General features: G+C 64.8%; 26 protein-coding genes and 3 tRNA genes. 10 read left to right on the top strand and 19 right to left on the bottom strand.

Annotated features, from left to right (window positions below):
- Positions 1 to 338: beta-class carbonic anhydrase (locus tag AOP74_RS12225; protein WP_061961477.1), on the bottom strand; the 338-nt coding region annotated here is incomplete at its 3' end.
- Positions 339 to 652: 314 nt separating this feature from the next.
- Between AOP74_RS12225 and AOP74_RS06375 the strand changes: the two genes are divergently transcribed.
- Positions 653 to 910, top strand: a complete 258-nt coding sequence (locus tag AOP74_RS06375; protein ID WP_061961476.1) for a hypothetical protein — start codon at positions 653 to 655, stop codon at positions 908 to 910.
- 108 nt (positions 911 to 1018) lie between these two features.
- Here the strand turns inward: AOP74_RS06375 and mmsB are convergent, their stop codons facing one another.
- From mmsB to AOP74_RS06345, 6 genes are all read right to left on the bottom strand, one after another.
- A complete protein-coding gene (gene mmsB / locus AOP74_RS06370; protein WP_061961475.1) occupies positions 1019 to 2197 on the bottom strand; it encodes a multiple monosaccharide ABC transporter permease in 1179 nt (392 codons plus the stop codon).
- Positions 2194 to 3771 carry a multiple monosaccharide ABC transporter ATP-binding protein gene (gene mmsA / locus AOP74_RS06365; RefSeq protein ID WP_061961474.1) on the bottom strand — a complete coding sequence of 526 codons (1578 nt, stop codon included), beginning with the start codon at positions 3769 to 3771 and terminating at the stop codon, positions 2194 to 2196. Before mmsA ends, mmsB begins: the two co-directional genes overlap by 4 nt.
- Before the next feature lie 92 nt (positions 3772 to 3863).
- Positions 3864 to 5033, bottom strand: a complete 1170-nt coding sequence (gene chvE, locus AOP74_RS06360) for a multiple monosaccharide ABC transporter substrate-binding protein (protein WP_061961473.1) — start codon at positions 5031 to 5033, stop codon at positions 3864 to 3866.
- A 282-nt stretch (positions 5034 to 5315) separates the two neighbouring features.
- The gene (gene araA, locus AOP74_RS06355) at positions 5316 to 6827 is read right to left on the bottom strand and encodes an L-arabinose isomerase (RefSeq protein ID WP_061961472.1); all 1512 of its coding nucleotides are present in this window, start codon (positions 6825 to 6827) and stop codon (positions 5316 to 5318) included.
- On the bottom strand, positions 6824 to 7555 hold the full coding sequence (locus AOP74_RS06350; RefSeq protein WP_174435634.1) for an L-ribulose-5-phosphate 4-epimerase: 732 nt from the start codon (positions 7553 to 7555) through the stop codon (positions 6824 to 6826). The genes araA and AOP74_RS06350 overlap by 4 nt, the downstream gene beginning before the upstream one ends.
- A 170-nt stretch (positions 7556 to 7725) precedes the next feature.
- Positions 7726 to 8697, bottom strand: a complete 972-nt coding sequence (locus AOP74_RS06345; RefSeq protein ID WP_061961470.1) for a LacI family DNA-binding transcriptional regulator — start codon at positions 8695 to 8697, stop codon at positions 7726 to 7728.
- 337 nt (positions 8698 to 9034) lie between these two features.
- Here AOP74_RS06345 and galK point away from each other — a divergent pair, with 337 nt between their 5' ends.
- Together galK and galE are read left to right on the top strand one after the other, a co-directional pair.
- Positions 9035 to 10183 (top strand): galactokinase, encoded by a 1149-nt coding sequence (gene galK / locus AOP74_RS06340; protein ID WP_061961469.1) that lies wholly within the window; start codon positions 9035 to 9037, stop codon positions 10181 to 10183.
- 65 nt (positions 10184 to 10248) lie between these two features.
- Complete coding sequence (galE, locus tag AOP74_RS06335) at positions 10249 to 11226, top strand: UDP-glucose 4-epimerase GalE (protein ID WP_061961468.1); 978 nt, start codon at positions 10249 to 10251, stop codon at positions 11224 to 11226.
- Positions 11227 to 11353: 127 nt separating this feature from the next.
- Here galE and AOP74_RS06330 read toward each other — a convergent pair whose 3' ends face one another.
- Positions 11354 to 11725, bottom strand: a complete 372-nt coding sequence (locus AOP74_RS06330; protein WP_061961467.1) for a Rid family hydrolase — start codon at positions 11723 to 11725, stop codon at positions 11354 to 11356.
- Positions 11726 to 11751: 26 nt separating this feature from the next.
- On the opposite strand from AOP74_RS06330, the gene AOP74_RS06325 reads away from it, so the two are divergent.
- Complete coding sequence (locus AOP74_RS06325; protein ID WP_236683735.1) at positions 11752 to 11973, top strand: hypothetical protein; 222 nt, start codon at positions 11752 to 11754, stop codon at positions 11971 to 11973.
- Between the two features lie 14 nt (positions 11974 to 11987).
- Here AOP74_RS06325 and AOP74_RS06320 read toward each other — a convergent pair whose 3' ends face one another.
- On the bottom strand, positions 11988 to 12338 hold the full coding sequence (locus AOP74_RS06320; RefSeq protein WP_061961465.1) for a metallopeptidase family protein: 351 nt from the start codon (positions 12336 to 12338) through the stop codon (positions 11988 to 11990).
- 119 nt (positions 12339 to 12457) lie between these two features.
- Between AOP74_RS06320 and AOP74_RS06315 the strand changes: the two genes are divergently transcribed.
- The 4 genes from AOP74_RS06315 (at position 12458) to AOP74_RS06300 (ending at position 13291) form a co-directional block, all read left to right on the top strand.
- Positions 12458 to 12530, top strand: a tRNA-Glu gene (locus tag AOP74_RS06315).
- A gap of 60 nt (positions 12531 to 12590) precedes the next feature.
- Positions 12591 to 12664, top strand: a tRNA-Asp gene (locus AOP74_RS06310).
- Positions 12665 to 12726: 62 nt separating this feature from the next.
- Positions 12727 to 12802, top strand: a tRNA-Phe gene (locus AOP74_RS06305).
- A 114-nt stretch (positions 12803 to 12916) separates the two neighbouring features.
- Complete coding sequence (locus AOP74_RS06300) at positions 12917 to 13291, top strand: phage holin family protein (protein ID WP_061961464.1); 375 nt, start codon at positions 12917 to 12919, stop codon at positions 13289 to 13291.
- Positions 13292 to 13414: 123 nt separating this feature from the next.
- Here the strand turns inward: AOP74_RS06300 and AOP74_RS06295 are convergent, their stop codons facing one another.
- Both AOP74_RS06295 and AOP74_RS06290 read right to left on the bottom strand, forming a co-directional pair.
- Positions 13415 to 14356, bottom strand: a complete 942-nt coding sequence (locus AOP74_RS06295; protein WP_061961463.1) for a DMT family transporter — start codon at positions 14354 to 14356, stop codon at positions 13415 to 13417.
- Positions 14353 to 14922 (bottom strand): methylated-DNA--[protein]-cysteine S-methyltransferase, encoded by a 570-nt coding sequence (locus AOP74_RS06290; protein WP_152649197.1) that lies wholly within the window; start codon positions 14920 to 14922, stop codon positions 14353 to 14355. The genes AOP74_RS06295 and AOP74_RS06290 overlap by 4 nt, the downstream gene beginning before the upstream one ends.
- A gap of 86 nt (positions 14923 to 15008) precedes the next feature.
- Here AOP74_RS06290 and AOP74_RS06285 point away from each other — a divergent pair, with 86 nt between their 5' ends.
- Positions 15009 to 15410, top strand: coding sequence for an FKBP-type peptidyl-prolyl cis-trans isomerase (locus tag AOP74_RS06285; protein ID WP_061961461.1), 402 nt, complete (start codon positions 15009 to 15011; stop codon positions 15408 to 15410).
- 57 nt (positions 15411 to 15467) lie between these two features.
- On the opposite strand, the gene AOP74_RS06280 is transcribed toward AOP74_RS06285, so the two are convergent.
- Entirely contained in the window at positions 15468 to 15674 is a 207-nt protein-coding gene (locus AOP74_RS06280) for a BldC family transcriptional regulator (RefSeq protein ID WP_061961460.1), read from the bottom strand.
- Between the two features lie 224 nt (positions 15675 to 15898).
- Between AOP74_RS06280 and AOP74_RS06275 the strand changes: the two genes are divergently transcribed.
- Complete coding sequence (locus AOP74_RS06275) at positions 15899 to 16093, top strand: DUF3073 domain-containing protein (RefSeq protein ID WP_061961459.1); 195 nt, start codon at positions 15899 to 15901, stop codon at positions 16091 to 16093.
- A 186-nt stretch (positions 16094 to 16279) separates the two neighbouring features.
- On the opposite strand, the gene purM is transcribed toward AOP74_RS06275, so the two are convergent.
- The 7 genes from purM to AOP74_RS06240 form a co-directional block, all read right to left on the bottom strand.
- A complete protein-coding gene (gene purM / locus AOP74_RS06270) occupies positions 16280 to 17392 on the bottom strand; it encodes a phosphoribosylformylglycinamidine cyclo-ligase (protein WP_061961458.1) in 1113 nt (370 codons plus the stop codon).
- Positions 17389 to 18864, bottom strand: coding sequence for an amidophosphoribosyltransferase (gene purF, locus AOP74_RS06265; protein WP_061961457.1), 1476 nt, complete (start codon positions 18862 to 18864; stop codon positions 17389 to 17391). The genes purM and purF overlap by 4 nt, the downstream gene beginning before the upstream one ends.
- A 101-nt stretch (positions 18865 to 18965) precedes the next feature.
- Positions 18966 to 19829, bottom strand: a complete 864-nt coding sequence (locus AOP74_RS06260) for an ABC transporter ATP-binding protein (RefSeq protein ID WP_061961456.1) — start codon at positions 19827 to 19829, stop codon at positions 18966 to 18968.
- A complete protein-coding gene (locus AOP74_RS06255; RefSeq protein ID WP_082096191.1) occupies positions 19829 to 20656 on the bottom strand; it encodes an ABC transporter ATP-binding protein in 828 nt (275 codons plus the stop codon). The genes AOP74_RS06260 and AOP74_RS06255 overlap by 1 nt, the downstream gene beginning before the upstream one ends.
- Positions 20657 to 20766: 110 nt before the next feature.
- A complete protein-coding gene (locus AOP74_RS06250; protein ID WP_061961455.1) occupies positions 20767 to 21753 on the bottom strand; it encodes an ABC transporter permease in 987 nt (328 codons plus the stop codon).
- Positions 21746 to 22735: an ABC transporter permease gene (locus AOP74_RS06245; RefSeq protein ID WP_061961927.1), complete on the bottom strand. Its 990-nt coding sequence runs from the start codon at positions 22733 to 22735 to the stop codon at positions 21746 to 21748. Before AOP74_RS06245 ends, AOP74_RS06250 begins: the two co-directional genes overlap by 8 nt.
- 75 nt (positions 22736 to 22810) lie before the next feature.
- Complete coding sequence (locus tag AOP74_RS06240; RefSeq protein WP_236683734.1) at positions 22811 to 24547, bottom strand: ABC transporter substrate-binding protein; 1737 nt, start codon at positions 24545 to 24547, stop codon at positions 22811 to 22813.
- Between the last annotated feature and the right edge of the window lie 318 nt (positions 24548 to 24865).

Here is a 24865-nt window from a genome sequence, read left to right as displayed (position 1 = left end):
GGCTTCATGCCGGTCTCGTCGAGGAGCTGGTTGCGCAGCTCGTCGTCGGTGAAGGTCAGTGCACCGCAATCGGTGTGGTGGATGAGGATGATCTCGCGCGTGCCGAGCTTGCGCTGGGAGATCACGAGCGAGCGGATCATATCATCGGTGATCACGCCGCCAGCGTTACGCATGATGTGCGCGTCACCGACCTCGAGACCCAGTAGCGCGAAGACGTCCAGGCGCGAGTCCATGCACGCCACGACGGCGAGTTGGCGGCGGGGCGGAAGCGGCCGGTCCGGGGCGTAGTGAGCGGCGTAGGCCTTGTTGTTCTCGATGAGTTCGTCAGCGATCGGCACGAGCAATCACAACCTTTCGATACCAGGGCGGAAATCCTGGCCCCCATGCTAGAGGTCGCGGTACGGTTTGCTTAACCGAAGCCGTACAGCTGCAGGCGTTGTGTGCCGTTCTGTTGCTGTGCGGCTTCGGGCTATCCGGGCCACCCCGCCCCCTCGAACTAGGCACCTCATGTCCACGCGAGGCCCCCACCAGCCCTCACGAGGCAGCTCATGTACACGACGGCCGTCGTGCCCGACCTCCCGAGTGACATCTGTGCACCCTCGTGTGCGGCGAGGCAGACAACCAGCCGTGCCAGGTGCGAGACACTAGAGAGATGATCCCCGCAGAGCTGCTGGCCGCCGCCCAAGAAACGTCCGAGTCCACTCCCTGGGCCACCGCGTTCCTGTGGGTGGCTGGCGCCATTGCCGTGAGTTACTTTGGCCGGCAGGTCTACAAGGACAAGAAGGCCAAGGACGAGCGCGAAGCCGCGGAAGTCGCCGCAGAAGAAGCCGCCGCTGCAGAGTCGACAACGGTGAGCGACTCCGACGACGCCACCGAAGCAGGCGAGGACGAGTACAAGCCCAAGGCTTAGCTCACACCAGCCCACCACGGGCCGCGCCTCGAAAGGCGCCCGCACACAACGAAATGGGCCGACGCCAGGTCACCCCGGCATCGGCCCATCTCTATGCGCAGTCGCGTCCTAGCGACCGCCAGCGCGCTTCTTGTTCCACACGTCGAAGGCGACAGCGAGCAGAAGCACCAGGCCCTTCACAACCTGCTGGATCGACTGCTCCACGCCCATGAGCTGCATGCCGTTGGACATCACGGCCATGATCAGACCACCGACGATGGCGCCGGTCACACGACCCACACCACCGGTCACGGCAGCACCACCGATGAACGATGCGGCAATCGCGTCGAGCTCGAAGAGGTTTCCGGCCGCGGGCTGAGCGCCGTTGGTACGGGAGGAGAAGATCACACCTGCCACACCGGCGAGGAGGCCCATGTTGAGCATGATGCCGAAGTTGACCCACTTGACCTTCACACCCGACAGCGTCGCAGCGGTCAGGTTTCCACCGATCGCGTAGACGTGGCGACCGAAGACGGTGCGCGTGGTCACGATCGTGTAGACGATGATCAGGATCGCAAGGATGATCAGCACGTTGGGCAGACCGCGGTAGTTGGCGAGCTGCCATGCGAACCACATCACCACTGCGGCGACGGCGATGAGTTTCAGCAGGAACAGCGGGAAGGCTCCCACGGTCTGCTTGTAGGCAATCGCCGCCTTGCGGGCACGGAACTGCTGCACGAAGTACGCGGCAACGGCCACGCCGAAGACCACGAGCGTAAAGACGTCGAACCCGTCACCGCCAAGCAATCCATTTTGGAAGCCGGTGGCGATCTTTGAGTACTCCGAGGGGAACGGCGACAGCGAGATATTGTCCAACACGCGGAACGTGAGACCCCGGAACAGCAACATGCCGGCCAGGGTCGTAATGAACGCCGGGATGCCAACGAAGGCCACCCAGAATCCCTGCCACGCACCGGCCAGGACTCCCACCAGGATTCCGGCGATGACGCCGACCCACCAGGGCATGCCTTCCTTGATGACAAGGACCGCGGACACTGCTCCCGCAAGCGCGGCCACCGATCCGACCGACAGGTCGATGTGCCCGCCGATAATCACGATGACCATGCCGATCGCGAGGACCAGGATGTAGGAGTACTGCAGGACGATGTTCGTCAGGTTGGTCGGGCTCAGCAACACGCCATCAGTCAGGATCGCGAACAGCGCCACGATCGCGATGAAGGCGACGAAAATGCCGCTTTGACGAAGGTTGCGCGTCATCAATTCGCGCACATTGGCGATTCCAGTCATCGGTCGGTCTCCTTGGCGTCCGCGTCGTTGTCAGACGCCGTTTCCTTGTCTTGAGTCATGAGAGTCATCAGGGCCTCTGGTGTGGCCTCGGAGACATCGAGGCAGCCCGTGATGCGGCCGAAGGCCAGGGTGTAGATGCGATCGCAGGTTCCCAGCAGCTCGGGAAGTTCGGACGAGATGACGACCACGCCCTTGCCCTGGGCAGCCAGGTCATTGACGATCGTGTAGATCTCGTACTTTGCACCGACGTCGATACCGCGTGTGGGCTCGTCGAGGATCATCACGTCCGCATCGGTGTACATCCACTTCGACAGCACGACCTTCTGCTGGTTTCCTCCTGAGAGGTTGCCGGCGAGCTGGAGTACTGACGGAGTCTTGATGTTCATGTTGTTGCGGTACGCCTCGGCCACGCTGAGTTCTTCGTGACCGTTGATGAATCCGCGGCTGGACAGCTTCTTGAGGGCTGCCGCCGAGATGTTGCGGCTGATGTTGTCGATCAGGTTGAGGCCGTACTTCTTGCGGTCCTCGGTCGCATACGCGATGCCGTTGTCGATGGCCTCGGATACTGACCGGGTCTGGATCTCTTCGCCGCGCTTGTACACGCGTCCCGTAGTGCCACGGCCGTAGGTGCGCCCAAAGATGCTCATCGCAAGTTCGGTACGTCCCGCACCCATCAGTCCAGCGATTCCGACGACCTCGCCGGCCTTCACGTGGAAGTGCGCGTGGTCGACCATGACGCGGTCGGGCTGCGTGGGGTGGTGAACCGTCCAGTCCTCGACGCGGAAGAGCTCCTCGCCAATCTCGTGGTCGATGCGTGGCGGGTAGCGGTGCTCGAGGTCTCGGCCCACCATGCCGCGAATGATGCGGTCCTGGGTGGAGTCCTCTTCCGACATGTCAATCGTCTCGATGGTCTGGCCATCGCGAATGATCGTGGTGCGGTCAGCGACCCACTCGATCTCTCCCAGCTTGTGGGAAATCATGATCGAGGTGATGCCTTCCTTCTGCAGGTCCTTCAGGAGCTGCAGAAGGTGCTCGGAGTCCGAGTCGTTGAGGGCTGCGGTGGGCTCATCCAGAATGAGAAGGCGCACATCCTTGGACAGCGCCTTCGCGATCTCAATGAGCTGTTGCTTGCCCACACCCAGCTGGCCCACGGGGGTCACCGGGTTTTCGTGCAATCCGACGCGGTCCATCAGGTCCTGGGCCTTGTGGTTGGCCTCGTTCCAGTCGATGAGACCGAAACGGCCGCGCACCTCGTTGCCGAGGAAGATGTTCTCCGCAACCGTGAGGTGGGGAACCAGCGCGAGCTCCTGGTGAATGATCACCACGCCCGCGTCTTCCGAGTCGTTGATCGACCCGTAGCGCGCTTCCGCGCCGTCAAAGTAGATGTCGCCGGTATAGGTGCCGTGCGGGTAGACGCCCGACAGAACCTTCATCAGCGTGGATTTTCCTGCGCCGTTCTCGCCGCAGATCGCGTGAATCTCGCCTTCGCGGACTGTGAGATTCACGTCCGAGAGCGCTTTCACTCCCGGGAATTCCTTGGAGATGTCGCGCATCTCCAGAATGTTCGTAGCCATCGTTCCTCTCCAGGGCCGGTGCGAGGGTCAATGCGTGGCGCCAGCGCGCAGTGGCTGGCGCCACGCATCTGATGAGTCAGTGTTCGGGGAGGTTACTCCGCGACGCCTGCCTCGACCTCTTCAGCGGTCCAGTAGCCGGAGTCGACCAAGAGGGACTGGATGTTGTCCGCGTAGACGATGTCCGACTCGAGCAGGTACGAGGGAACGACCTTCACGCCGTTGTCGTAGGTCTCGGTGTCGTTCGCCTCAGGCTCGCCTCCGGAGAGGTAGTCGTCGGTGGCGGTGATGGCCTGTGCGGCCAGCTTGCGGGTGTCCTTGAAGATCGTGGCGGACTGGATGTCGTCAGCGATCAGCTTCACAGATGCGATCTCAGCGTCCTGACCAGTCACGACGGGCAGGCCGTCAGCGATGCTGGGGCCGTAACCGGCGTTCTGCAGGGCGGTGATGATGCCGCGCGAGATGCCGTCGTAAGGCGACAGCACACCGTGGAGCTCAAGGTCGGATCCGGTGTAGGTGGACGTGAGCAGGTCCTCCATGCGCTTCTGCGCAGTTTCCTGCTGCCAGCGCAGGGTGTTGGTCTGCTCGATGTCGGTCTGGCCCGAAGGAACCGTGATGGTCTCGTCGTCCAGGTAGGGCTGGAGGGTGTCAATTGCGCCCTGCCAGAAGAAGTGAGCGTTGTTGTCGTCCAGCGAACCGGCGAACAGCTCAACGTTGAACGGACCGGCGGCGTCGCCCTCGGAACCGTCCTGGTTGAGCAGACCCAGACCCACCAGCAGCGAGGTGGCCTGCTGGACACCCACGTTGTAGTTGTCGAAGGTCACGTAGAAGTCGACGTTCTCCGAGTCACGGATCAGGCGGTCATAGGCAATGACGGGGATGTCTGCGGCGGCGGCAGCTTCGAGCTGCGATGCCAGCGCGGTGCCGTCGATCGAGGCGATGATCAGTGCCTCGGCACCGTTGGTGATCATCTGGTCGATCTGGTTGGCCTGGGTGGGGATGTCGTCGTTTGCGAACTGCAGGTCAACTTCGTAGCCGAGCTCTTCGAGACCGCTCTGCACGGCGTCGCCGTCAGCGATCCAGCGCTCTGAGGTCTGGGTGGGCATTGCAACGCCCACGAGGCCACCTTCGACGACCGGCTCTGAGCCACCGGTAGCAGCTGCGGAAGTCTCGTCAGTGCTTTCGCCGGCGCCACCGCCGGAGCATGCAGCCAGCGTGAGGGCCATACCTGCCGACGCAACGCCGACTAGGAACTTCTTCACCATGTTCTCCTCCTCGAGACACGGTCCGCATCGTTACGAACCGTCGTGGTGAGTTCAGTATGTTCACGTTCACATCACATGTCAACCGGAATGGGTCACAGTGCGATAACGGCTCGGTAACAGCTCGCGGCAGCGGCCCCCGTTGACAGTCCCACTCGGCTCACGCTGTGCCCCCACAAACGCAACAAAGTGCCGGAAGATCACCACAGCATCGGCCCTCTCCCCGCATACCAGGAAGCGGCCAAAGTGCAATCTACCAGCACTTCGTCACAGCGAAACGTCAGGTCAGCGGCCGCGCCAGAACACGCCACCGAGCGCCAAGTCACGCTCGACCGAGTCAATCGTCGTGGACTCGTCAATCGACACCAGCTCCACGCCCGTCATGCGCGCAAAGTCGCGCCACGTGGTCATCGACGTCTGAGATGACATCACCGTGTGGTGTGCACCGCCCGCCGCCATCCAGGCGGTCGTCGCGGTGCGGAAGTCAGGCTTGGAACGCCACACCGCGTGGCCCACCGGAAGCTTGGGCATGGGCGCGGGCAGGTCCACGCGCTCCACGTCAGCGGCGACCATGCGGAAGCGATCGCGCATGTCGGACAGCGCGACGACCATGGCTGGCCCGGCATCGGCCGTAAAGACCAGGCGCGCCGGATCCTCCTTGCCGCCAATGCCCAGCGGGTGCACCTCAAGGCGCGGGCGCGAAGAAGTGAGCGACGGGCTCACCTCGAGCATGTGGGCGCCGAGCGACAATTCCTCGCCCTCGACCAGGTGGTAGGTGTAATCCTCCATGAGGCTCGCACCCCCGGGGCGGCCCGCACCCATCACTGCGGCGATGCGCACGAGCATCGCGGTCTTCCAGTCGCCCTCCGCGCCAAAGCCGTAACCGTCGGCCATGAGGCGCTGGACCGCGAGGCCCGGAAGTTGCTTGAGCCCGCCGAGGTCCTCAAAGCTGTCGGTGAACGCGTGGAAGCCGCCCTCGACCAGGAACGCGCGCAGGCCAGCCTCGATCGCGGCCGCATCGCGCAGACTCTGGTGGCGGTCGCCATCGGGCAGGAGTTCGGCTGCGACGTCGTACTGGTCGACGTATTCGGCGATGAGCGCATCAACCTGCGCTTCGGTGACCTCGTCGACCTTGGCCGCGAGCTCGTTCACGCCCCACGTGTTGACCTGGGCGCCGAAGACGGCCTCGGCCTCGGTCTTGTCGCCCTCAGTGACGGCCACGAAGCGCATGTTGTCGCCAAAGCGCGCGACCTTCATGTTCTTGGCGGCCAGGCGGCCCGCCGCAGCGCGAGACCACTCACCCACCCGCTCCTGAACCGCGCCGTGCGAGGCGTGGCCCACCACCGTGGTGCGCGGAATGTCCAGGCGCGTCTCGATATAGGCGTACTCGCGGTCGCCGTGGGCAGCCTGGTTGAGGTTCATGAAGTCGAAGTCGATCTTGTCCCACGGCAGCTCGACGTTCGCCTGCGTGTGTAGGTGCAGCAGCGGCTTGGTCAGCGCCTGCAGACCAGCGATCCACATCTTCGCGGGGCTGAACGTGTGCATCCACGTGATGACGCCAACGACATTTTCCGCGGCGTTGGCCTCAAGCATGACCTGCTCAATGGATGCGCGGTCCTTGAGCACCGGCTTCCACGTCACGGTCACAGGGACGGCCGATGCTTGCTCCAGGTGAGCGACAACCTCCTGCGATTGCTGGGCCACCTGGGCCAAGACTTCCTCGCCGTACAGCTCTTGGCTTCCGGTGAGGAACCACACCTCGTAGGTAGCGAGGTCGGGGACGATCGAGGTGGTCATGCTGATGCTCCTTCTGCGCCGGCGACCTTGCCGGGCTGTCCGTAGACGTTCTGATAGCGGTCAAAGAGTGAGTCGATCGCGTCCGGTGCGATCGGGACGAGGTCACCGCCCTGGCGGGCAATGTGCACGGTGCGGGCCACGTCTTCACACATGACGGCGGCCTTGACCGCGTCTTTCGCGTCCTTGCCGATCGTGAAGACGCCGTGGTTGGCCATGAGAACGGCACGGGAGCGGTGGTCGGCAAGTGTCGCGACGATTCCACGGCCAATCGAGTCATCGCCGATGATCGCGAAGGGGCCCACGGGGATGTCTCCGCCGAACTCGTCGGCCATCGCGGTGATGACGCAAGGAATGGGTTCGTTGCGCGCTGCCCATGCGGTCGCGTACGTGGAGTGGGTGTGAACGACGCCGCCGACGTGCCCCATGTGGCGGTACACGTAAGCGTGCGCCGCCGTGTCCGAGCTGGGGGACCGCTCCGAGCCACGCGTGCCCGGGATCACGTTGCCGTCGAGGTCGCATACGACCATGGCGTCGGCACTGAGATCCTCGTAACCGACGCCCGAGGGCTTGATGACGAACAGATCGTGTCCGGGCACGCGACCCGAGACATTTCCTGCCGTCCACGCTACCAGGTCATAGCGAGTCAACTCACTGTGGAGGTTGCTCACTCGCTGACGGAGGCCCAAGACGGCTTCCTCGATGGCTTCGATGTCCACACTGCTACTCACAGCGAACGCTCCTCTCGCGCGGAACGTGCGGCACGCCTCGTTGCGGCCACTCTATGTTCACGTTCACATCTGACAGGAGCGTATCACGAGGCATGCCTCAAGTGCCCACTACTTTCCCGGCCTGCCGCCCGCTTGCAGGGAGCGCGTGGCGCGCGGAGTGGGTGAGTCCGCTAGTTGCGGACGGGCGCGGTGGAGGAACGCACCAAGAGCTCGGGGTCAATGAGCTCAGGGGAATCGGTGGCACCGTCTAGCCGCGCCACAATCGCCTCAACGGCTACGCGGCCTACCGCTTCAAAGTCCTGCCGCACAGTCGTGAGCGGTGGTAGCGAGTGCCGAGACTCGGGGTTGTCATCGAATCCGACGACCGACATGTCGCCGGGAACCGCAATCCCCCGGTCGCTCAGTGCGTGGATCAGGCCAAGAGCCATCTGGTCGTTAGCGCAGAAGACTGCGGTGGCAGAGGCGTCGATCTCGAGACCGGCCTGGTAGCCGGAGTCCGCGGTCCAGTCACCCTCGATCGCGGGAAGTTCCCCCGCAACGTCCGACCCCACGAAGGCCTCGTACGCAGACTTACGCACCCGCGCCTCGCCATAGGTCATGGGCCCACTCACGTGCTGGATGCGCGCGTGCCCGAGTTCCCGGAGGTGGTCCAGCACCATGCGCACACCATGCTCCTGATCGATGGACACGGCGAGGTCAACCTCGCGGTCACCGGCCAGCAGGTGGACGACCGGAACGCCAAGGGCGTGATCGGCACTTTCCTCGCCCACGACCGCCTCCTGCGCGACAACCGCGAGCGCATCAACGCCGCGCCCCAGCAGGAAGTCAACAGCGCGGTCCATGTCTTCGCGCGACGGCGCGGCGCTGGTCATCAGCGTCGACATTCCGGCATCGCGGGCCGCCAGCTCGATGGAGTGCAGAGTGGACAGCGGGCCAATCTCCGCCGTAGCCGGACCGATCATGCCGATGGTCTGGGTGCGTCCCGTGACAAGTGCGCGGGCGGCGAGGTTACGGCGATATCCGAGCTCCTCGATGGCGTCGAGAACGCGTTGGCGCGTGGCGGGCCGGAGGCTCGGATGGTTGTTCAGCACGCGCGAAACGGTCTGGTGAGAGACCCCAGCGCGCGCAGCAACGTCGTGCATGCTCGGCCCGCGTCCTTGCTTCGCCATTGAGGTTCCCCTTTCGCGATTGACACTGTAGCGGGACGGTTGTGAAAAGTGGAACGACGCTATCCTGTGACCGGTCCCAGTAGAGCGTACTACCCGACTTGGGCCGCGCATGGTAACGTTCACATCTAGTAGGACACCGCGGTAGAACTGGAGTTCACGTGCCTCACCCGCACAGCGCAATGCAGCGCGTCACACCACCGAGTGCGCTCGGTGATCTCCGGGTGCGCGCTCTTCTCCCCCGCACCGCCGCCCCCGCCCCGCACGCGTGCCTCACCCGCGCGCCGTTCCGCCCCTCTTCTTGGAGCCCCCGATGACCGACATCACCTCAGAGTTCACCGCCGCGTACGGCCGCGCACCCGAGGGCGTCTGGTCCGCTCCCGGGCGCGTCAACCTCATCGGTGAGCACACTGACTACAACAAAGGCTTTGTTCTCCCCTTCGCGATCAACTTCCGCACGCAGGCCGCTGTCGCCCGCCGCGACGACCGCGAAATCCACTTGCGTTCCACCTTTGCCGAGGGCGAGGTCGTGGCATCCCTCGACTCCCTGTCCCCGGACACCATGGACGGCTGGTCCGCATACGTCTTGGGTGTGGCATGGGCTGCGGCCGATGCCGGGGTCGCCATCGACGCTGCGTTCGGCTTGGACATCCTGGTCGACTCGCGGGTTCCGGTGGGCGCGGGGCTGAGTTCCTCCGCGGCCCTCGAGTGCGCGGCCGGCGCCGCGTTCAACGAGCTGTGGGACTGGAACCTGGGAGACGTTGCCCTCGCTCGCCTGGGGCGTGTGGCCGAGAACACCGCCGTGGGCGCACCCACCGGACTGCTCGACCAAGCAGCGTCGATGCTGGGGCAAGAGGACCACGTCGTAGTTCTCGACTGCCTCACCGAGGAAGCACGCGCCGTCCCGCTGCACTTGCGCGAAGAAGGCCTCGGCATTCTCGTGATGAACTCGAACGTCGATCACGAGCACGCCACCGGCGGCTACGGCGACCGCTTCCGCTCGTGCGCCGAAGGGGCCCGCATCCTCGACGTGGAATCCCTGCGAGAGATCACCGCAGATGACCTTCCCCGCGCCCAGGAGCTCCTCGACGAGGAAGCCTTCCGACGCGTGCGGCACGTCGTCACCGAAAACGAGCGGGTGCTCGCAACCGTGGCGGCCCTCGAGAAGGACGGGCCGCGCAGCATCGGGCAACTCCTCGATGCCTCGCAGGCCTCCATGCGGGACGATTTCGAAATCACCGTGCCCGAAATCGACACCGCGTGCGACACCGCAGTGGCGGCCGGGGCCATCGGTGCCCGCATGACCGGAGGTGGCTTTGGCGGCTCCGCCATTGCGCTGGTGCCACTGGAGCAGGCAGACCAGATTGCCGATGCCGTGCGCGCTAGGCTTTCGGAAGCCGGAATGCGTGAGCCGACGATCTTCGCGGTTGTCCCCTCCGAGGGAGCCCGCCGCGACCGTTGAGCCGCGCACCCCACTGAACCCGAACATCGGCCCTTCGCCGACTGCCGAGACGAGATGAGGCAACTGTGAGCTGGATGGTGACTGGAGGCGCGGGATACATCGGCGCCCACGTGGTGCGTGCGCTGCGCGATGGCGGGATCGATGCTGTGGTGCTGGATGACCTCTCCAGCGGATTCGAGGCCTTTGTCCCCGAGGGCGTGCCCTTCGTGCAGGCCTCGATCCTCGACACCGCAACTGTCGAGGCGGCGATGCGCGAGCACGGTGTGCGCGGCGTCATCCACTGCGCTGGCTACAAGTACGCGGGCGAGTCCGTGAAGTACCCGCTGCACACCTACCGCCAGAACGTCGAGGGCACCGTGTGCCTGCTCGAGGCGATGGCCGGGGCGGGCGTCACCCAGCTCGTGTTCTCGTCTTCCGCAGGCGTCTACGGCACCCCCGACGCGGAGGTCGTCACCGAGGGCACGGCGACCACGCCCGAGTCGCCCTACGGCGAGTCCAAGCTCATTGGCGAATGGCTGATCCGCGACCAGGTCCGCGCCACGGCCGGCTCCGATGCCCCGCTCCGCGCGACCTCCTTGCGCTACTTCAATGTCGTCGGCTCCGGCACGGACGAGGTCTACGACGCCTCACCCCACAACCTGTTCCCCAAGGTCATCCGCGCCATCAAGGGCGGCCAGGCACCGCTGGTCTTCGGCGACGATTACGACACCCCCGACGGCACGTGCGTGCGCGACTACGTCCACGTCCAGGACCTCGCCCACTCCCACGTCGCGGCGGCCAGGATGCTCGACGCTGGCCGGCCGCTGGAGCCCGTCTACAACCTGGGTTCCGGCGACGGCACCTCGGTCAAGGAGATCGTGGGCTCGCTGCTTGAGGCTGCCGGCTCGGACCTGGAGCCGATCGTGAAGGACCGCCGGCCCGGCGACCCCGACCGCATCGTGGCGCGCGGCGAGAAGGCCGCCGATGACATCGAGTGGAAGATGGCTCACAGCATCGAGGAGATGGCCTCAAGCGCCTGGTCGGCAGCGCCGGACGCCTCATAGCGCCCACGCGCCCCAGTCCCCACCCCTCAGTTCAGTCAACACTCGCGACAATGGGACATGAGGGCCCGCACAGCCGCCGTATCGGGCGCCTATGTCCTACTGTCGAGCCCGGGTGGCTTCAAGAGCGCTACGCGATGATCGCGTCCGCCTGAATTTCCACCACCGCGCGCGGGTCCGCGAGCGCCGTCACCTCAACGAGGGTCGAGACAGGAAGAATCCCGCCAAAGGCCCGCCGGTGCGCGCGTGAAATCGCAGGCGTTTGCTCAATATCGACCACAAAGACCACCGTCCTGACCACGTGGTGAAGGCTCGCCCCCGCCTCCTCTAGCGCCCGCTCGATCCTGGCCAAAGCATCGGCCGTCTGCCCCTCAGGACCCTCATCGAGGGCCTCAGGACCGGCAATAGTGCCGGCGACCATCACCATGGACCCCACACGCACGGCGCGGGAGTAACCGTGGGAGTCCTCCCACTGCCCGCCGGAGCTGATGTTCTGTCGCATCCCCTCACGTTACCTAGGCTGGTGCCATGGAGCCGTTCAGCATGTCCCACGACACACAGGTCAAGGTCTTTCACGTGGAGGACAACGGCGCGACCGTGGTCGTCACGTCCACCGACACCGCGCAGCCCGATCGCCCCGCACAGGTGGCCTACGAGCAGTGCGAGAACGAGGAAGAGTCGACCGCCGTCCTCAACAAGTTCGTCTTCGACCTGCAGCGCCAGGGATGGGTGCTCGACGAGCCCGCATAGCGGCCGTCCGGGCCCTAGCCCCAGCCGAGCGCATGAAGCCGCTCGTCATCAATCCCAAAGTGGTGCGCGATCTCGTGGACCACGGTGATGGCGACCTCCTCGCGCACGTGATCCGCGTCGTCACAGTGGCGCAGCGTGGGACCGCGGTAGATGAAGATGCGGTCAGGGAGATCGACCATGCCCCAGTCGCTTCCCCTGTCGGTCAGCGCGACGCCGTCGTACAGGCCCAGCAAGTCCTCGCCGCCCTCGGGTTCGGCCTCGATGAGCACCACGACGTTGTCGACCATCGCGAGCAGCTGCTCGGGAATCGCGTCCAAAGCGTCGTCGACGGCCGTCTCGAAGTCCTCATCTGACATCTCCACCATGGCCGCAATTGTGGCGCAGCAAGCGCGACACACCCCCTCCCCACGCCGCTGGGTTGGAGCACTGCCATTTACCCCGTAAGATAGACGGGTCAACGGCTCTCGTGAGAGCCGCGGACGGCGCCCCCATCGTCTAGCGGCCTAGGACGCCGCCCTTTCACGGCGGTAGCACGGGTTCGAATCCCGTTGGGGGTACAAGGTGGGATCAGAAATGGTCTACACTACTAGTCGGTCCTCTTCGGATGGCCGACGCAAGGCCCTGTAGCGCAGTTGGTTAGCGCGCCGCCCTGTCACGGCGGAGGTCGCGGGTTCAAGTCCCGTCAGGGTCGCGGTGCGATTGCCCCTTTTCATATGGAGAGGGGCTTTCTCGCTAGCGGGCGGAAGTTCGCAAGGCTCTGTAGCTCAGTTGGTAGAGCGTTCGACTGAAAATCGAAAGGTCACCGGATCGACGCCGGTCGGAGCCACCACTTAAGAGGCCCTCGGGAGACCGGGGGCCTTTTGCTTTGCCCGCGCAAGCCTCAAGCGCTTGCATCCCAGTGCCGATAGACGGTTCACTAGGGGAAACGGCTTAAGGAGGCCCCATGTCCAGGTCAGGTTTCGGCAAGACGCTGATCAACACGCTGCTGGGAGCAATCGCCGGCCAGTGGATCGCGACCATTCGGGCTGAGACCGAGATCATCAAGGTTGAGTTCAAGGCGAAGTCCCGTGAACTCGGCATTGGTGCCGCATTCGTGCTGGTGGCCGCGGTGTTCGGTTTCTTCCTCACATTTGTGCTGATCGTTGCGGCGATCGCTGGCTTGTCCAACGCGATGCCCGTCTGGGGCGCGGCGCTCATTGTCGCCGGCGTGCTGCTGTTCTTCGTCATCCTCTTTGGATGGTGGGGCAGCTACAAGATCAAGCGCAACAAGGACATTGTCCCGACCGCGTCGATCGAGCGCATCAAGGACTCGTTCTAAGTCTTCACTGCAGCGGGCGCCTCTTCGGGGCGCCCGCTGTGCTGTGTCTAGGGGGCCGATGCTGGGGATCAGGGCCGATGCTGGCTTCCCTTGGCAAGCGGCCCACCTTTGGGCGTGGTCGTCCTAGACGGCAGAGCCCTTAATCTCGGGCACGGTCTCCGGTCGCGGCTTCGGGCGGCGCTGCGCAAGCCACACGCCGGCGAACACTACGCCGGCGCCCACGACCTCGTACCAACGAAGGCGCTCTCCTAGAACGAGCACGCCGAGCGCGGTCGCGACGACAGGAACGCAGTACGTCACCGACGCCGCAGTGGTGGCGCCAGCGGCCTTCACGACCTTCCAGAACCACACGTAGGCGAATGACGTGCCCGTCACGCCGAGCGCGATCAATGCCCACAGGGACACCGAGTTCAGGGCAATTGCGTCCGTGCTGGGTGCCGGCGTTGCCAGTGCGACAGGCGCCAGCATGAGCGCGGACACGGTGATTTGCATGCTCGACAGCGCCATGGGCGAGTCTTGTACCCGGCTGAGGAGCACGCGCGACAGGGTCGACCCGATGCCGTAGCAAGCCGTCGCCCCCATCATGAGGGCGGCTCCCATGAGTGGGAAGTCGTCTACTCGCCACGCGCCCAGCAGGATCGCGATGCCGAAGGCGCCCATGACGAGGCCGACGAGTTGGATTCGCGTGACGCGCTCTGCGGGGATGAGAAGCGCGACAAACAGTGCGGTCCACAACGGCGTTGTCGCGTTGAGCAGGCTCGCGAGGATTGACGAGATGTGTTGCTGCGCGGCGGGGATCAAGACGAGTGGAATCGCCGACATGAACGCCGCGACGAGCGCGATTGCTCCGAGCTTCTTCCAGCTCAGACGTGGGATGCTGCCTGTCACCACGACCATGACGATCAGCGTGAGCGCGCCGAACAACACGCGCCCAAAGGCGACCTGCGTGGGCGCGAACTCGCGCAAGGCGATCTCGATGAAGAGGAAGCTGCAGCCCCACGCAGCCGAGACCCCCAAGAAGTACGGAAGCCAACTGCGCAAGGGGACTTCCGAAACCCCCGTCACGCGGTGCGCTCGAACACGGCAGGGTTCTCCACGAGGCGTGCAGTCTCATCGGAGCCGCGGACCTCGACGCCCTCAAGCCGGAGCATCTGCGCCTTGATACCGGTGCCGCCAAACCCATACGAGCCCAGCTTGCCGCCAGCCTGGACCACGCGGTGGCAGGGCACAAAGATCCCGACGCGGTTGCGTGCGCAAGCGGTCCCGACCGCGCGCGAAGCCCGCGGGCGTCCCGTCATCTCGGCGAGCTCCGCATAGGACACGACCGCGCCGCCTGGGACGTCTCGCAAGTGCGTCCACACGTCCACAAGAAACTCGGAGCCCTCCAACACCACCGGAACCGACGTGATCGCGTCGGCATCGCCATCGAGCCACGCAATCACGGCATCGGCGATATCCGGCTGCTCCCCCACTTCCCAGCCCAACCCCGCGCTGGCTGAAGGCAGCTGACGGGCGACCTCGGGCATCGGCCCCATGCCTGCGGCATGCACCGCTCCGTCCGCATCCGCGAATACGGTCAAGTCCCCCACCGGTGTCTCGTAAGTCGCCACCGTCAACGTCGCCCTCGTCATGATCGACAGCGTACGCCGTGGCACTGACGCCCGAGATGCCGCACGGATCCCATACGCTGGACGGACACCAATCTTGAGGAGCAATTGTGAGCACTGCCCAGCACCCCACCGTGACTCGCGCCGCAAATGGCGCCCCTTCCGTCGACTTCGCCGGCGCTGAGCAGGGCGAGGGCCTCGCGGTCGTCGTGCTCGAAGGCGGAGACGGCGCGCCCGTTGTCGAGGGTCAGCACATCACCGTGCACTACACCGGATGGCTGTGGGATGGCGCGCAGTTCGACTCGTCATGGGACCGCGGCGAGTCCATCACGTTCCCCATTGCCCACGGCACGCTCATTGATGGCTGGGTCGACGGCATCGTCGGTCAGCCCGTGGGCTCCAAGCTGCTGCTCGTGGTGCCGCCCGAGTCCGGCTACGGCTTCGCGGACATGGGACCGATCCCCGCGGGCTCAACGCTCGTCTTCGTGATCGACGTGCTCGAGGCCCGCTAGGGGCTTACTGCCTGGCTTCTGGGCGCTCCCTCTGTGGGGCGTCCGGAAGCGCGCAGGTTAAGAGACTGCCTGCTCCTGGGCCTTTGCCAGGAGTTCCTGAACCTCGACCTCGCGGAAGCGTCGGTGACCACCGAGGGTGCGGATCGACGAGAGCTTGCCCACCTTGGCCCAACGCGTGACCGTCTTGGGGTCAACGCGGAAGATTGCAGCGACCTCGCTTGGGGTCAGCAACTTCTCAGGCTCATGCATGGTGTCAGTGGTCATAATTCGGTTCCCTCAGATCGGTAGGCGACCCCTCGTCGAGCCGCTTTCACAGATTGAGAGGGCCGCGCGTAGCCTCTATGACGCGGGTTTGGGCAAGATTTCCGAATTGTGCCTAGCCCAGGGGGTCGCGAGGAGGTGCAGAACCGTTGTAAAGTACCGCTTAAGACTCAGCACGCCGGGCCCGCTTAGGCGTGTGCCCGCGACGAGTAGAAGGGACGGCGTTCATGGGGCGTGGCCGTCAGAAGGCTAAGGACGCGAAGATCGCGCGTCAGCTCAAGTACTCGAACCACGGCGCGGATCTACGCGACCTGGAGCGAGAGTTGATCAGCGGCTCTGAGCCGCCTCGACGCTCGCCCGAGCCTGCACCCGTTGACGAGTCAGACGAGTACGTCGACCGTTGGGCCGAGGACGAGCGCTAAAAGTCGCACCCCTGCTTCATACGCCGCTCTACCGTCCTTTTCGCGTACTTCACCCTGCCGTTCATGGCTGGTGGGTCGCTCGTGCGCGCAAAGCCCCGGAGCGAAAGTGATACCGCAGACCGGTAGCGCAGCGCCGAGCGACTAGTAGCCGCGCGGAGCGTATGAGCGTCGGGCGTCGAAGGCTGCTCAGGCCTTGTAGGCGCCGCTGAGGTAGACGGCGCCGCCGTCGACACCCTTGGCACCGCGGACGACATCAGCGCTGATGGCGCGGTCGTCGTCTGACACGATCTCTCCGAGCGTCCACGCGGGAACACCAGCGGCAGCGGAGGCGGCGATCAGGCCGTCGGCCTCGTCCGGCGACACCACTGCGACCATGCCAACACCCATGTTGAGCGTTGACTCCAGGTCGTTCCATGGCACGGAGCCGGCACCCTGGACCACGGAGAACACCGCGGGCAGATCCCAGGCGTCGCGAGCGACGGTCGCGGCAAGCCCCTGAGGCAGCACACGCGCCACGTTTGCAGCCAGTCCCCCACCGGTGACGTGCGAGAACGCGCGCAGGCCGGGGGTGGACTCGGCGAGCGCCACACACAACTGGGCGTAGATGCGCGTCGGTTCGAGAAGTTCTTCGCCCACGGTGCGGCCCAACTCGTCAATCGACGTGTTGAGCGACCAGCCGGCGTGCGACACCACGCGGCGCACAAGCGAGTATCCGTTGGAGTGCAGTCCAGACGATGCCATCGCGACCACGACGTCGCCGGACTGCACACGCTCGGCACCCAGGACGGCATCGGCCTCGACAACGCCCACGGCCGCGCCGGCGACGTCGTAGTCATCAGCGTCCATCACGCCCGGGTGCTCGGCGGTCTCGCCACCGACCAGCGCGGTTCCGGCCATTTCGCAGCCCTCAGCGATCCCGCGCACAATGTCGGCGATGCGCTCAGGCACCACCTTGCCGCACGCGATGTAGTCGGTCATGACGAGGGGCTTGGCGCCGCACACCACGATGTCGTCGACGACCATGGCGACCAGGTCCTGGCCAATGGTGTCGTGGACGTCCAGCGCGCGGGCAATCACGATTTTGGTGCCGACGCCGTCGGTTGAGGAGGCGAGCAGCGGGCGCTCGTACGACTTCAGCGCTGACGCGTCGAACAGCCCCGCGAACGCACCCACGCCGCCAAGAACCTCAGGCCCGTGCGTGCGTGCGATGGCGTCCTTCATGAGCTCGACCGCGCGGTCGCCAGCCTCGGTATCGACTCCGGCGCCGGCGTAAGTGATGGGCTCGCTGGGCTGCGTCACGAAGTAACCTCCACGGGCTGGTTGACCAGCAGGTGCTTGGCGTTAATAGGCGGTTCGATGGGGTACTCGCCGGTGAAGCAGGCGGTGCACAAACGCTCCTCGGCCTGCTCGGTCGCGGCGATCATGCCCTCGACGGAAATGTAGGACAGCGAGTCTGCGCCAAGGTGGTCGCGGATCTCGTTGACAGACATCCGCACACCAATGAGCTCATCGCGCGTGGGGAAGTCGATGCCGTAGAAGCATGGCCACTGAATGGGCGGCGAGGAGATGCGCAGGTGCACCTCGGCCGCGCCGGACTCGCGCAGCATTGCGACGACGGCGCGCTGAGTGTTGCCGCGCACGATCGAGTCGTCGACAACGACCAGGCGCTTGCCCTCGATCTGCTCGCGCAAAGGGTTGAGCTTCAATCGAATACCGAGCTGACGCAACGTCTGGGACGGCTGAATAAACGTGCGACCCACGTAGGCGTTCTTCACGAGACCCTGGCCAAAGGGGATCCCGGAGCCTTGCGCGTAGCCCACGGCGGCAGGGGTGCCGGACTCGGGGGTCGGCATGACCATGTCCGCCTCGACCGGCGCCTCGCGCGCAAGCTGGCGACCCATCTCCACGCGAGCGGCCTGAAGCGACCGTCCGTTGATGTGGGTGTCGGGGCGTGCAAGGTAGACGTACTCGAAGACGCAGCCCTTTGGCTTGGCCTTCGCGAAGTGCCGCGAGTGCACGCCGGACGCATCGATGGTGAGGAACTCGCCTGGCTCCACCTCGCGCTCGAAGATGGCGCCGACGATGTCCAGCGCGGCAGTCTCGGAGGCAACCACCCAGCCGCCGGAAGGCACGCGCCCCAGCACGAGCGGTCGCACGCCCTGCGGATCACGCGCGGCATACAGCGTCTCCTCGTCCATGAAGGCGAGGCAGTAGGCACCCTCAACGTGGGGCAGCAGTTCGAGGGCGGTCTCGGTGACGGTCTCGTAGCGGTCCCAGCCCAGCAGGGCCGTCAGGATCGCGGTGTCCGTGGCGCCCCCGTGCTCAAGCGACGCGCGGCGGTCAGCGCCCAGGCGCTCGGTCACGAGGTCGAGCAAGGTGTGGGTGTTCGTCAGGTTACCGTTGTGGCCAAGTGCGACGGTTCCGTGCTTGGTGGGTCCAAGCGTGGGCTGGGCGTTGGCCCAGGTCGAGGCGCCGGTGGTCGAGTAGCGCGCGTGGCCTACAGCGATGTGGCCCCGCAGAGCGGACAGCGACCCCTCGTCGAAGACCTGTGAGACGAGTCCCATGTCCTTGTAGACCAGGATCTTGTCGCCTGAAGAACTGGCGATGCCCGCCGATTCTTGGCCGCGGTGCTGAAGCGCATAGAGACCGAAGTATGTGAGCTTGGAGACTTCCTCTTCAGGTGCGTAGATGCCGAAGACGCCGCAGGCATCCTGCGGTCCTCTGTCCTGGGGGTCCAGCTCGTGGGTCAGCATGCCGTCGCCGCGGGGCATCAGCGATCCTCCTGAGGGAAGCGGGGGTTCACAGGAGTAGTGTCCCACACGGCCGATGCGCCGCCGCCCTTCTCAACGACGGGCATCGGCCGCGGGAGTCTTTAGGTGCCGGACTGGCTCAATAACGCGCGGACCTCGTCGCGCATCTGGCCAAGCCGGTCGGGGTCAGGCGCCGCCGAGAGCAGCGTCTTGGTGTAGTCGTGTTGGGGGTTGAGGATGACTTCATCCGAGGGTCCTCGCTCCACGACATCGCCGCGGTACATCACCATGATTTCGTCGGAGAAGTGCCGCGCGGTCGCGAGGTCGTGGGTGATGTAGAGGACACCCAGGTTCTCTTCACGCTGCAGTCGCGCCAACAGATTCAGCACGCCAAGGCGAATCGACACATCGAGCATCGAGACGGGCTCGTCAGCAATAAGGAATCGGCTTCCCGGAGCCAGGGCACGCGCAATCGCGACGCGCTGACGCTGCCCGCCGGAGAGTTCGTGAGGTCGGCGCCCCACAATGTCTTCTGCGGGTGCGAGGTTGACGCGCTCGAGCAGTTCGACAACCCGCTCGTGCACGCTCTGGCCCTCGGCAACCGCGTTGTGCAGCCTGATGGGCCGCTCGAGGTGGTGCTCGATCGTGTGAAACGGGTTGAGCGACGCGAAGGGGTCTTGGAAGACCATCTGCACGTCCTTGCGGTAGCGCTTGAGCGCGCGGCCGTAGCGAGGCACCCGCTTGCCATCGATCAAGACTTCGCCGGAGGTCGGCTTCTCCAATTGGAGGATCGTCTTCGCGATCGTGGACTTGCCCGATCCGGACTCGCCCACCAGCGCGATGGTCTTGCCGGGCTCAAGCGTGAAGGACACATCGTTCACGGCGCGTAGGGTGCGGTGCGCGCCACGCACCTTGTATTCCTTGACGACGTTGCGAAACTCCAAGCTGGCATTGTCCGTGGTCGCGTCAGTAGTCGCCTCAGACATCACTGGTCCTCTCCGCCGCGCACAAACGCGCCGCGCTCGCCGCGCAGGCTCGGGAACGAGCTGAGCAGGCGCTTCGTGTAGTCGTGCTGGGCGTTGTGATAGATCTCGTCCGCAGTCCCGCGCTCCACGATCTGCCCCTCGAGCATCACGGCCACGCGGTCGGAGATCTCGAGCAGCATGGGGAGGTCGTGGGTGATGAAGATGACAGCGAATCCGAAGATCTCTCGCAGCCGCATGATTTCGCGGATGATCTCTCGTTGCACGACCACATCCAGCGCGGTCGTGGGCTCGTCCATGATCATCAGTTGCGGTTCCAACGCCAGCGCCATCGCGATCATGACGCGCTGACGCATACCGCCGGAGAGCTCGTGCGGATAGGAGTTGATGCGGTCAGCATCGACGCCGACCATCGTCAGCAACTCCCGCGCGCGCTCCTCCATCGCTTGCTTCTCCATGCCGGGACGGTGCGTGGTGAAGACGTCGAAGAGTTGCTTGCGGATCTTGATGACCGGGTTGAGCGAGTTCATCGCACCCTGGAACACCATCGAGATCTTGTCCCAGCGGAACGCGCGCAGCCCGTCGCCATCGAGCGCGAGAACGTCGATGTCGCCATCCTCACGGTCGTGGAACGTCACCCCGCCGTCCGTCATGAGCGCGGGCGCCTTGAGCAGCCGGTTGAGCCCGTACGCGAGGGTGGTCTTGCCGCAGCCGGACTCCCCTGCCAGGCCGAGGATCTCGCCGCGGTAGATGGTGAGATCGACCCCGCGCACGGCCTTCACGACGGGTTCCACTTCGTACTCGATGTGGACGTTCCTGGCGGTCACCACGGGTTCGGGGAGGGCCGATGCTGGGGTCGCCTCAGCGTCCCCGGCCTCACTCACGCGGGTGTCGCCTTCGGTTGCCCCGTCAGCCACGGCATCGGCCGTTGTGCTGTCTGTCACGATGCCGCCTCCTTCTTGAGTTCAACCTTTGCTGCCTTCTTCTCCGCACGCCGTTCCTTCTTGGCCTTGCGCAAGCGGCGGGCCTCGAGCGGTGCGGAGCGGAGCTTGGGGTTGATGACCTCGTCGATTGCGAAGTTGATCAGGGCGAGCGAACAGCCCACTAGCGCGACCATCAGGCCCGGTGGCACGAACCACCACCACGCACCGCGGGTCAAGGCGCCGCCGGCCTGCGCCTCGTTGAGGATGGTGCCCCAGGAAATGGACCCCGTGGGGCCAAGTCCCAGGTAGGACAGTCCGGCCTCGCCGAGGATCGCGAAGATCACGCCGAACAGAAACTGGCCGGTCAGCAGCGGCAGCAGGTTGGGGAGAATCTCCACGCCGATGACGCGGAACGGGTTCTCTCCGGCGATGCGCGACGCGGACACGTAATCGCGGTTGCGCAGCGACTGGGCTTGGGATCTGAGCACCACTGCGGCGCCCGCCCACCCCGTGATGCCGAGGATCACCGCCACGAGCAATCCGGACCGACCGGGCACCAGCGAGGAGATGACGATGGTCAGCGGCAGGCCGGGGATGACCAGCATGACGCCGATGATGAGGGTGAGGACCTCGTCGGTCACGCCACCCACGTAGCCGGCGACAACTCCGAACATGATGGACAACACGACGGCGATCAGACCGGCGACCACACCCACCATCAAAGAGGTGCGTGCACCCGTCGCGAGCTGGGAGAACATGTCGTACCCAAGCGACGTGGTGCCGAGCCAGTGCGTCGCATCCGGGGGGATCAGCACGGGGTTGTCGGAGTCCCGCGGGTCGAACTGCGTGATCATGGGGCCCAGAATCGCGAACAGGATGATCAGCGAGAGCATCACGGCACCAATGACGAACTTGCCATTGACGTGACGCTTGGGCTTGGTGACCTTGTGAGTCTGGACAGGCTCGACGTCCTGCGTGGGAGCCTCGGTTGCGGGATTAGACATTCTGGCGCGCCCTCGGGTCGATGAGTCCGTAGATCATGTCGGTGATGAACATCGCCACCAGCACGGTCAGAGTGATGACGAGGAACACCCCTTGCATGAGTGCGTAGTCGTTGGCGCGGACGGCCGTAATCATGAGCTTGCCAATACCGGGATAGGAGAACACCGTTTCCATCACGACGAAGCCACCGACCACGAAGCCCAGCGCCACGCCGAACCCGGCGATCGAGGGAAGCATCGCGTTGCGGGCTGCGTAGGTGGTCATGATGCGGCGCTTCTTGAGGCCCTTCGCCTCCGCGGTGGTGACGTAGTCCTCACCCATGGTGGAGACCATCATGTTGCGCATTCCGAGGAGCCAACCGCCGACCGAGGAGATGACGATCGTGATGGCCGGAAGGATCGCGTGGTAGAGCACGGACCCCACAAACTCCCAGCTCCATTCGGGGCCGTTGAACATGAATACGTTGTAGCCGCCGATGATCGGGAACCACTGGTTTTGCACGGAGAAGAAGTAGATGAGCACCATCGCGACCCAGAAGTAGGGCAGCGATTGCAGGAGCGTCGTCGAGGGGACCACGTGGTCAACCCAGGTGCCACGCTTCCAGCCGGTGAACATTCCGGCGCCGATTCCGATCGTGAAGGAAATGATCGTGGCGACGCCCACCAAGCCGATCGACCACGGCAGCGCGGATCCGATCAGCTCAGTCACCGGTGTCGGATAGAACGACACCGAGGTTCCGAGGTCCCCGCTGAACAGCTGCTCCCAGTAGTCGAGATACTGCTGCCACAGCGACGCCTCGGGATTGCCGAAGAGGCGCCTAATGGACTCCAACTGCGCTTCGGTGACATCTCCGTTGCGACTCATCTTCGCGATCAGGATGCTGGCAGGGTCGCCAGGCAACATGCGCGGAAGAAAGAAGTTCAGGGATATCGCCGCCCAGAGGGTGACTGCGTAGATGACCAGTCGTCGGCCGACGTATCTCACAGTCGGGCCTCCCAGGTCTGCAGCCACGCACAGGTGCGCGTTCGGTCCATCAGGCGCCTCTCCATTCCAGGGGTGTTACTCGGTGCCGCCGAGGTTCGACAGCACAACTCCGGCGCCGCCTGAAGCCCAAGCCGGCGGGAACGCGTACAGGTTGTCTTCCGTGGGCCAGCCGGTGTAGTCGGTCTGGTTGTAGAAGGTCTGCGTGGCGTTGATCACGATCGGGATGTAGGGCAGGTCCCGGGTGATTTCTTCCTGGATGGTGGCGTAAGCGGCTATCTTCGTGGCCTCGTCGATGGTCGATGCTGCGACCTGGATCTGCTCGTCAACGGTCTCGTTGGAGTAGCGCGAGAAGTTCCAGTCACCGGGCTCGAGCGCGGTGCCGGCTGGCGTGGTGGCGTCGCCACCGAACCAGTCCTTGTAGATCTGGAACGGGTCGGGCACCGAGGTACCGATGACGCCACCCATGATCAGTTCGAAGTCACCGTTGGTACGGCCGTCAGCGAACTCGTTCCACGACACGGTGGACGCGGTCACCTTGATGCCGGCCTCAGCGGCCTGCTCCTGGATGAGCTGGGCGGCGTTGTTGTAGTCCGTCCAGCCGTCGACCGAGGTCAGCGACATTTCGATCGCCTCGCCGTCCTTGCCGTAGAAGCCGTCCGCGTCAGCGGTGTAGCCGGCCTCTTCGAGGATGGCCTGGGCTTCTTCGATCTCGGGCGACTGGGGGCTCTCGGCAGAAACATCAGGCGAGATCCACTGGTCGTCACGACCCAGCAGCGCGAACGTGGGCGAGGCGGTGCCGGTCAGACCGACGAATGCCTTGTCCTTGATCGCGCTGCGGTCGATTGCGAGGTTGAGCGCCTGACGCACTGCGACGTCGGTCTGGTCACCCTCACAACCGAGGTCGGCGTTCGAGCAGGTGTACAGCACCGTCGGGTCCTGCGGGGTGTTGATGTAGCCCAGGCCCGCGTCCTCCATGCCTTGCGGCTCGGGCACGAACATGCCGACCCAGTCGATCTGGCCGGTGCGCAGCAGGTCCTCGGCGGACTGGTTGCCGTCGATACCGATGTAGCGGACGTTCGTCAGGTTTGGCTCGCCGCCCCAGTAGTCGGGGTTCGCGACGCCGGTGTAGTTCGCATCAGAGATCGAAGCGATCGTGTACGGACCGGTGCCGACCGGCTCGATGTTGGGGAACGACAGCGGATCCTCGTCGAGGTTGGCCCACACGTGCTCGGGGATCATCCAGGTCAGGCCCAGGAGCGACAGCTCGTTGGTGTACTGCGGCTCGTCGAAGCTGAGGATGACCGTCGTGTCATCGGTGGCCTCGGCGCTGGCGATGTAGTCCGGTGCGGCAATGTCGTTCGTGAAGGCGTAGATCACGTCGTCTGTGGTGAAGGCTTCGCCGTCGTTCCAGGTGACGCCCTCGCGGATCGTGATCGTGAGCTGCGTGCCGTCCGCGTTCCACTCGAACGACTCACCCAGCAGGGGCAGCGGCTCCCCCGAGCCTGCCTTGTTGTAGTAGAAGAGCGACTCATACACACCGCCGAGTGCAAGGTGCTGGACCTCGGGCACGAACGGGTTGAAGGTCTGGTTGAGCGGGGTCTGCGCGCCAGCCCAGACCACGAGCTCGCGGTCAGTTGCGACGCCCTCGCCTGCGGCGGCACCGGCCGTGGAGTCAGCAGAGGTTGTCGGGTCAGCGCTCATCTCGTCGTCGCCGCCTTCGCTGTCGGAGCAGCCCGCCACGATCAGCGAGAGGCCCGCGACCATCGAGGCTGCAGCGACAACGCGCTTGCGTCCCATGGTTCGGATCATCATTGGTCCTTTCGGAAGGTCGCCGAGTGACAACTCCGTCACACGACTATGTGTGCTGACGCTCCCCCGAATGAAGGAGCGCTGGCGTGACTATAGCCAGCACCCAACGCTAAGGATCAAGTTCCGTGACATAAATGAGACATCGTGACGTTTCGACTGCTATTTGTTGCGGCTTCCACCAGGGACGATGCCATTGTTTGGTTGGAAGAATCGACAATCAAGCGCGGTGCGCGAGCCATTCTTCGGGGTTTGTTGGAACATTCCGTTTATTGCACGTTTTCGCAATTAAAGGCATGGGAGTGGGGCCGATGCCCGGGTCGC

The organism is Demequina flava, from assembly GCF_000975035.1.
GTDB classification, from domain to species: Bacteria; Actinomycetota; Actinomycetes; order Actinomycetales; family Demequinaceae; genus Demequina; species Demequina flava.
Note: the sequence above shows the minus strand (reverse complement) of the source record. Positions and strands in the feature narration are given on the sequence as shown.

Excerpts from the sequence above, each read along its gene's own strand:
- AOP74_RS06375 (WP_061961476.1), top strand. The coding sequence starts at position 653 with ATGATCCCCGCAGAGCTGCTGGCCGCCGCCCAAGAAACGTCCGAGTCC.
- mmsB (WP_061961475.1), bottom strand. The coding sequence starts at position 2,197 with ATGACTGGAATCGCCAATGTGCGCGAATTGATGACGCGCAACCTTCGT.
- mmsA (WP_061961474.1), bottom strand. The coding sequence starts at position 3,771 with ATGGCTACGAACATTCTGGAGATGCGCGACATCTCCAAGGAATTCCCG.
- chvE (WP_061961473.1), bottom strand. The coding sequence starts at position 5,033 with ATGGTGAAGAAGTTCCTAGTCGGCGTTGCGTCGGCAGGTATGGCCCTC.
- araA (WP_061961472.1), bottom strand. The coding sequence starts at position 6,827 with ATGACCACCTCGATCGTCCCCGACCTCGCTACCTACGAGGTGTGGTTC.
- AOP74_RS06345 (WP_061961470.1), bottom strand. The coding sequence starts at position 8,697 with ATGCACGACGTTGCTGCGCGCGCTGGGGTCTCTCACCAGACCGTTTCG.
- galK (WP_061961469.1), top strand. The coding sequence starts at position 9,035 with ATGACCGACATCACCTCAGAGTTCACCGCCGCGTACGGCCGCGCACCC.
- AOP74_RS06330 (WP_061961467.1), bottom strand. The coding sequence starts at position 11,725 with ATGCGACAGAACATCAGCTCCGGCGGGCAGTGGGAGGACTCCCACGGT.
- AOP74_RS06325 (WP_236683735.1), top strand. The coding sequence starts at position 11,752 with ATGGAGCCGTTCAGCATGTCCCACGACACACAGGTCAAGGTCTTTCAC.
- AOP74_RS06320 (WP_061961465.1), bottom strand. The coding sequence starts at position 12,338 with ATGGTGGAGATGTCAGATGAGGACTTCGAGACGGCCGTCGACGACGCT.
- AOP74_RS06300 (WP_061961464.1), top strand. The coding sequence starts at position 12,917 with ATGTCCAGGTCAGGTTTCGGCAAGACGCTGATCAACACGCTGCTGGGA.
- AOP74_RS06290 (WP_152649197.1), bottom strand. The coding sequence starts at position 14,922 with ATGACGAGGGCGACGTTGACGGTGGCGACTTACGAGACACCGGTGGGG.
- AOP74_RS06280 (WP_061961460.1), bottom strand. The coding sequence starts at position 15,674 with ATGACCACTGACACCATGCATGAGCCTGAGAAGTTGCTGACCCCAAGC.
- AOP74_RS06275 (WP_061961459.1), top strand. The coding sequence starts at position 15,899 with ATGGGGCGTGGCCGTCAGAAGGCTAAGGACGCGAAGATCGCGCGTCAG.
- purF (WP_061961457.1), bottom strand. The coding sequence starts at position 18,864 with ATGCCCCGCGGCGACGGCATGCTGACCCACGAGCTGGACCCCCAGGAC.
- AOP74_RS06260 (WP_061961456.1), bottom strand. The coding sequence starts at position 19,829 with ATGTCTGAGGCGACTACTGACGCGACCACGGACAATGCCAGCTTGGAG.
- AOP74_RS06250 (WP_061961455.1), bottom strand. The coding sequence starts at position 21,753 with ATGTCTAATCCCGCAACCGAGGCTCCCACGCAGGACGTCGAGCCTGTC.
- AOP74_RS06240 (WP_236683734.1), bottom strand. The coding sequence starts at position 24,547 with ATGATGATCCGAACCATGGGACGCAAGCGCGTTGTCGCTGCAGCCTCG.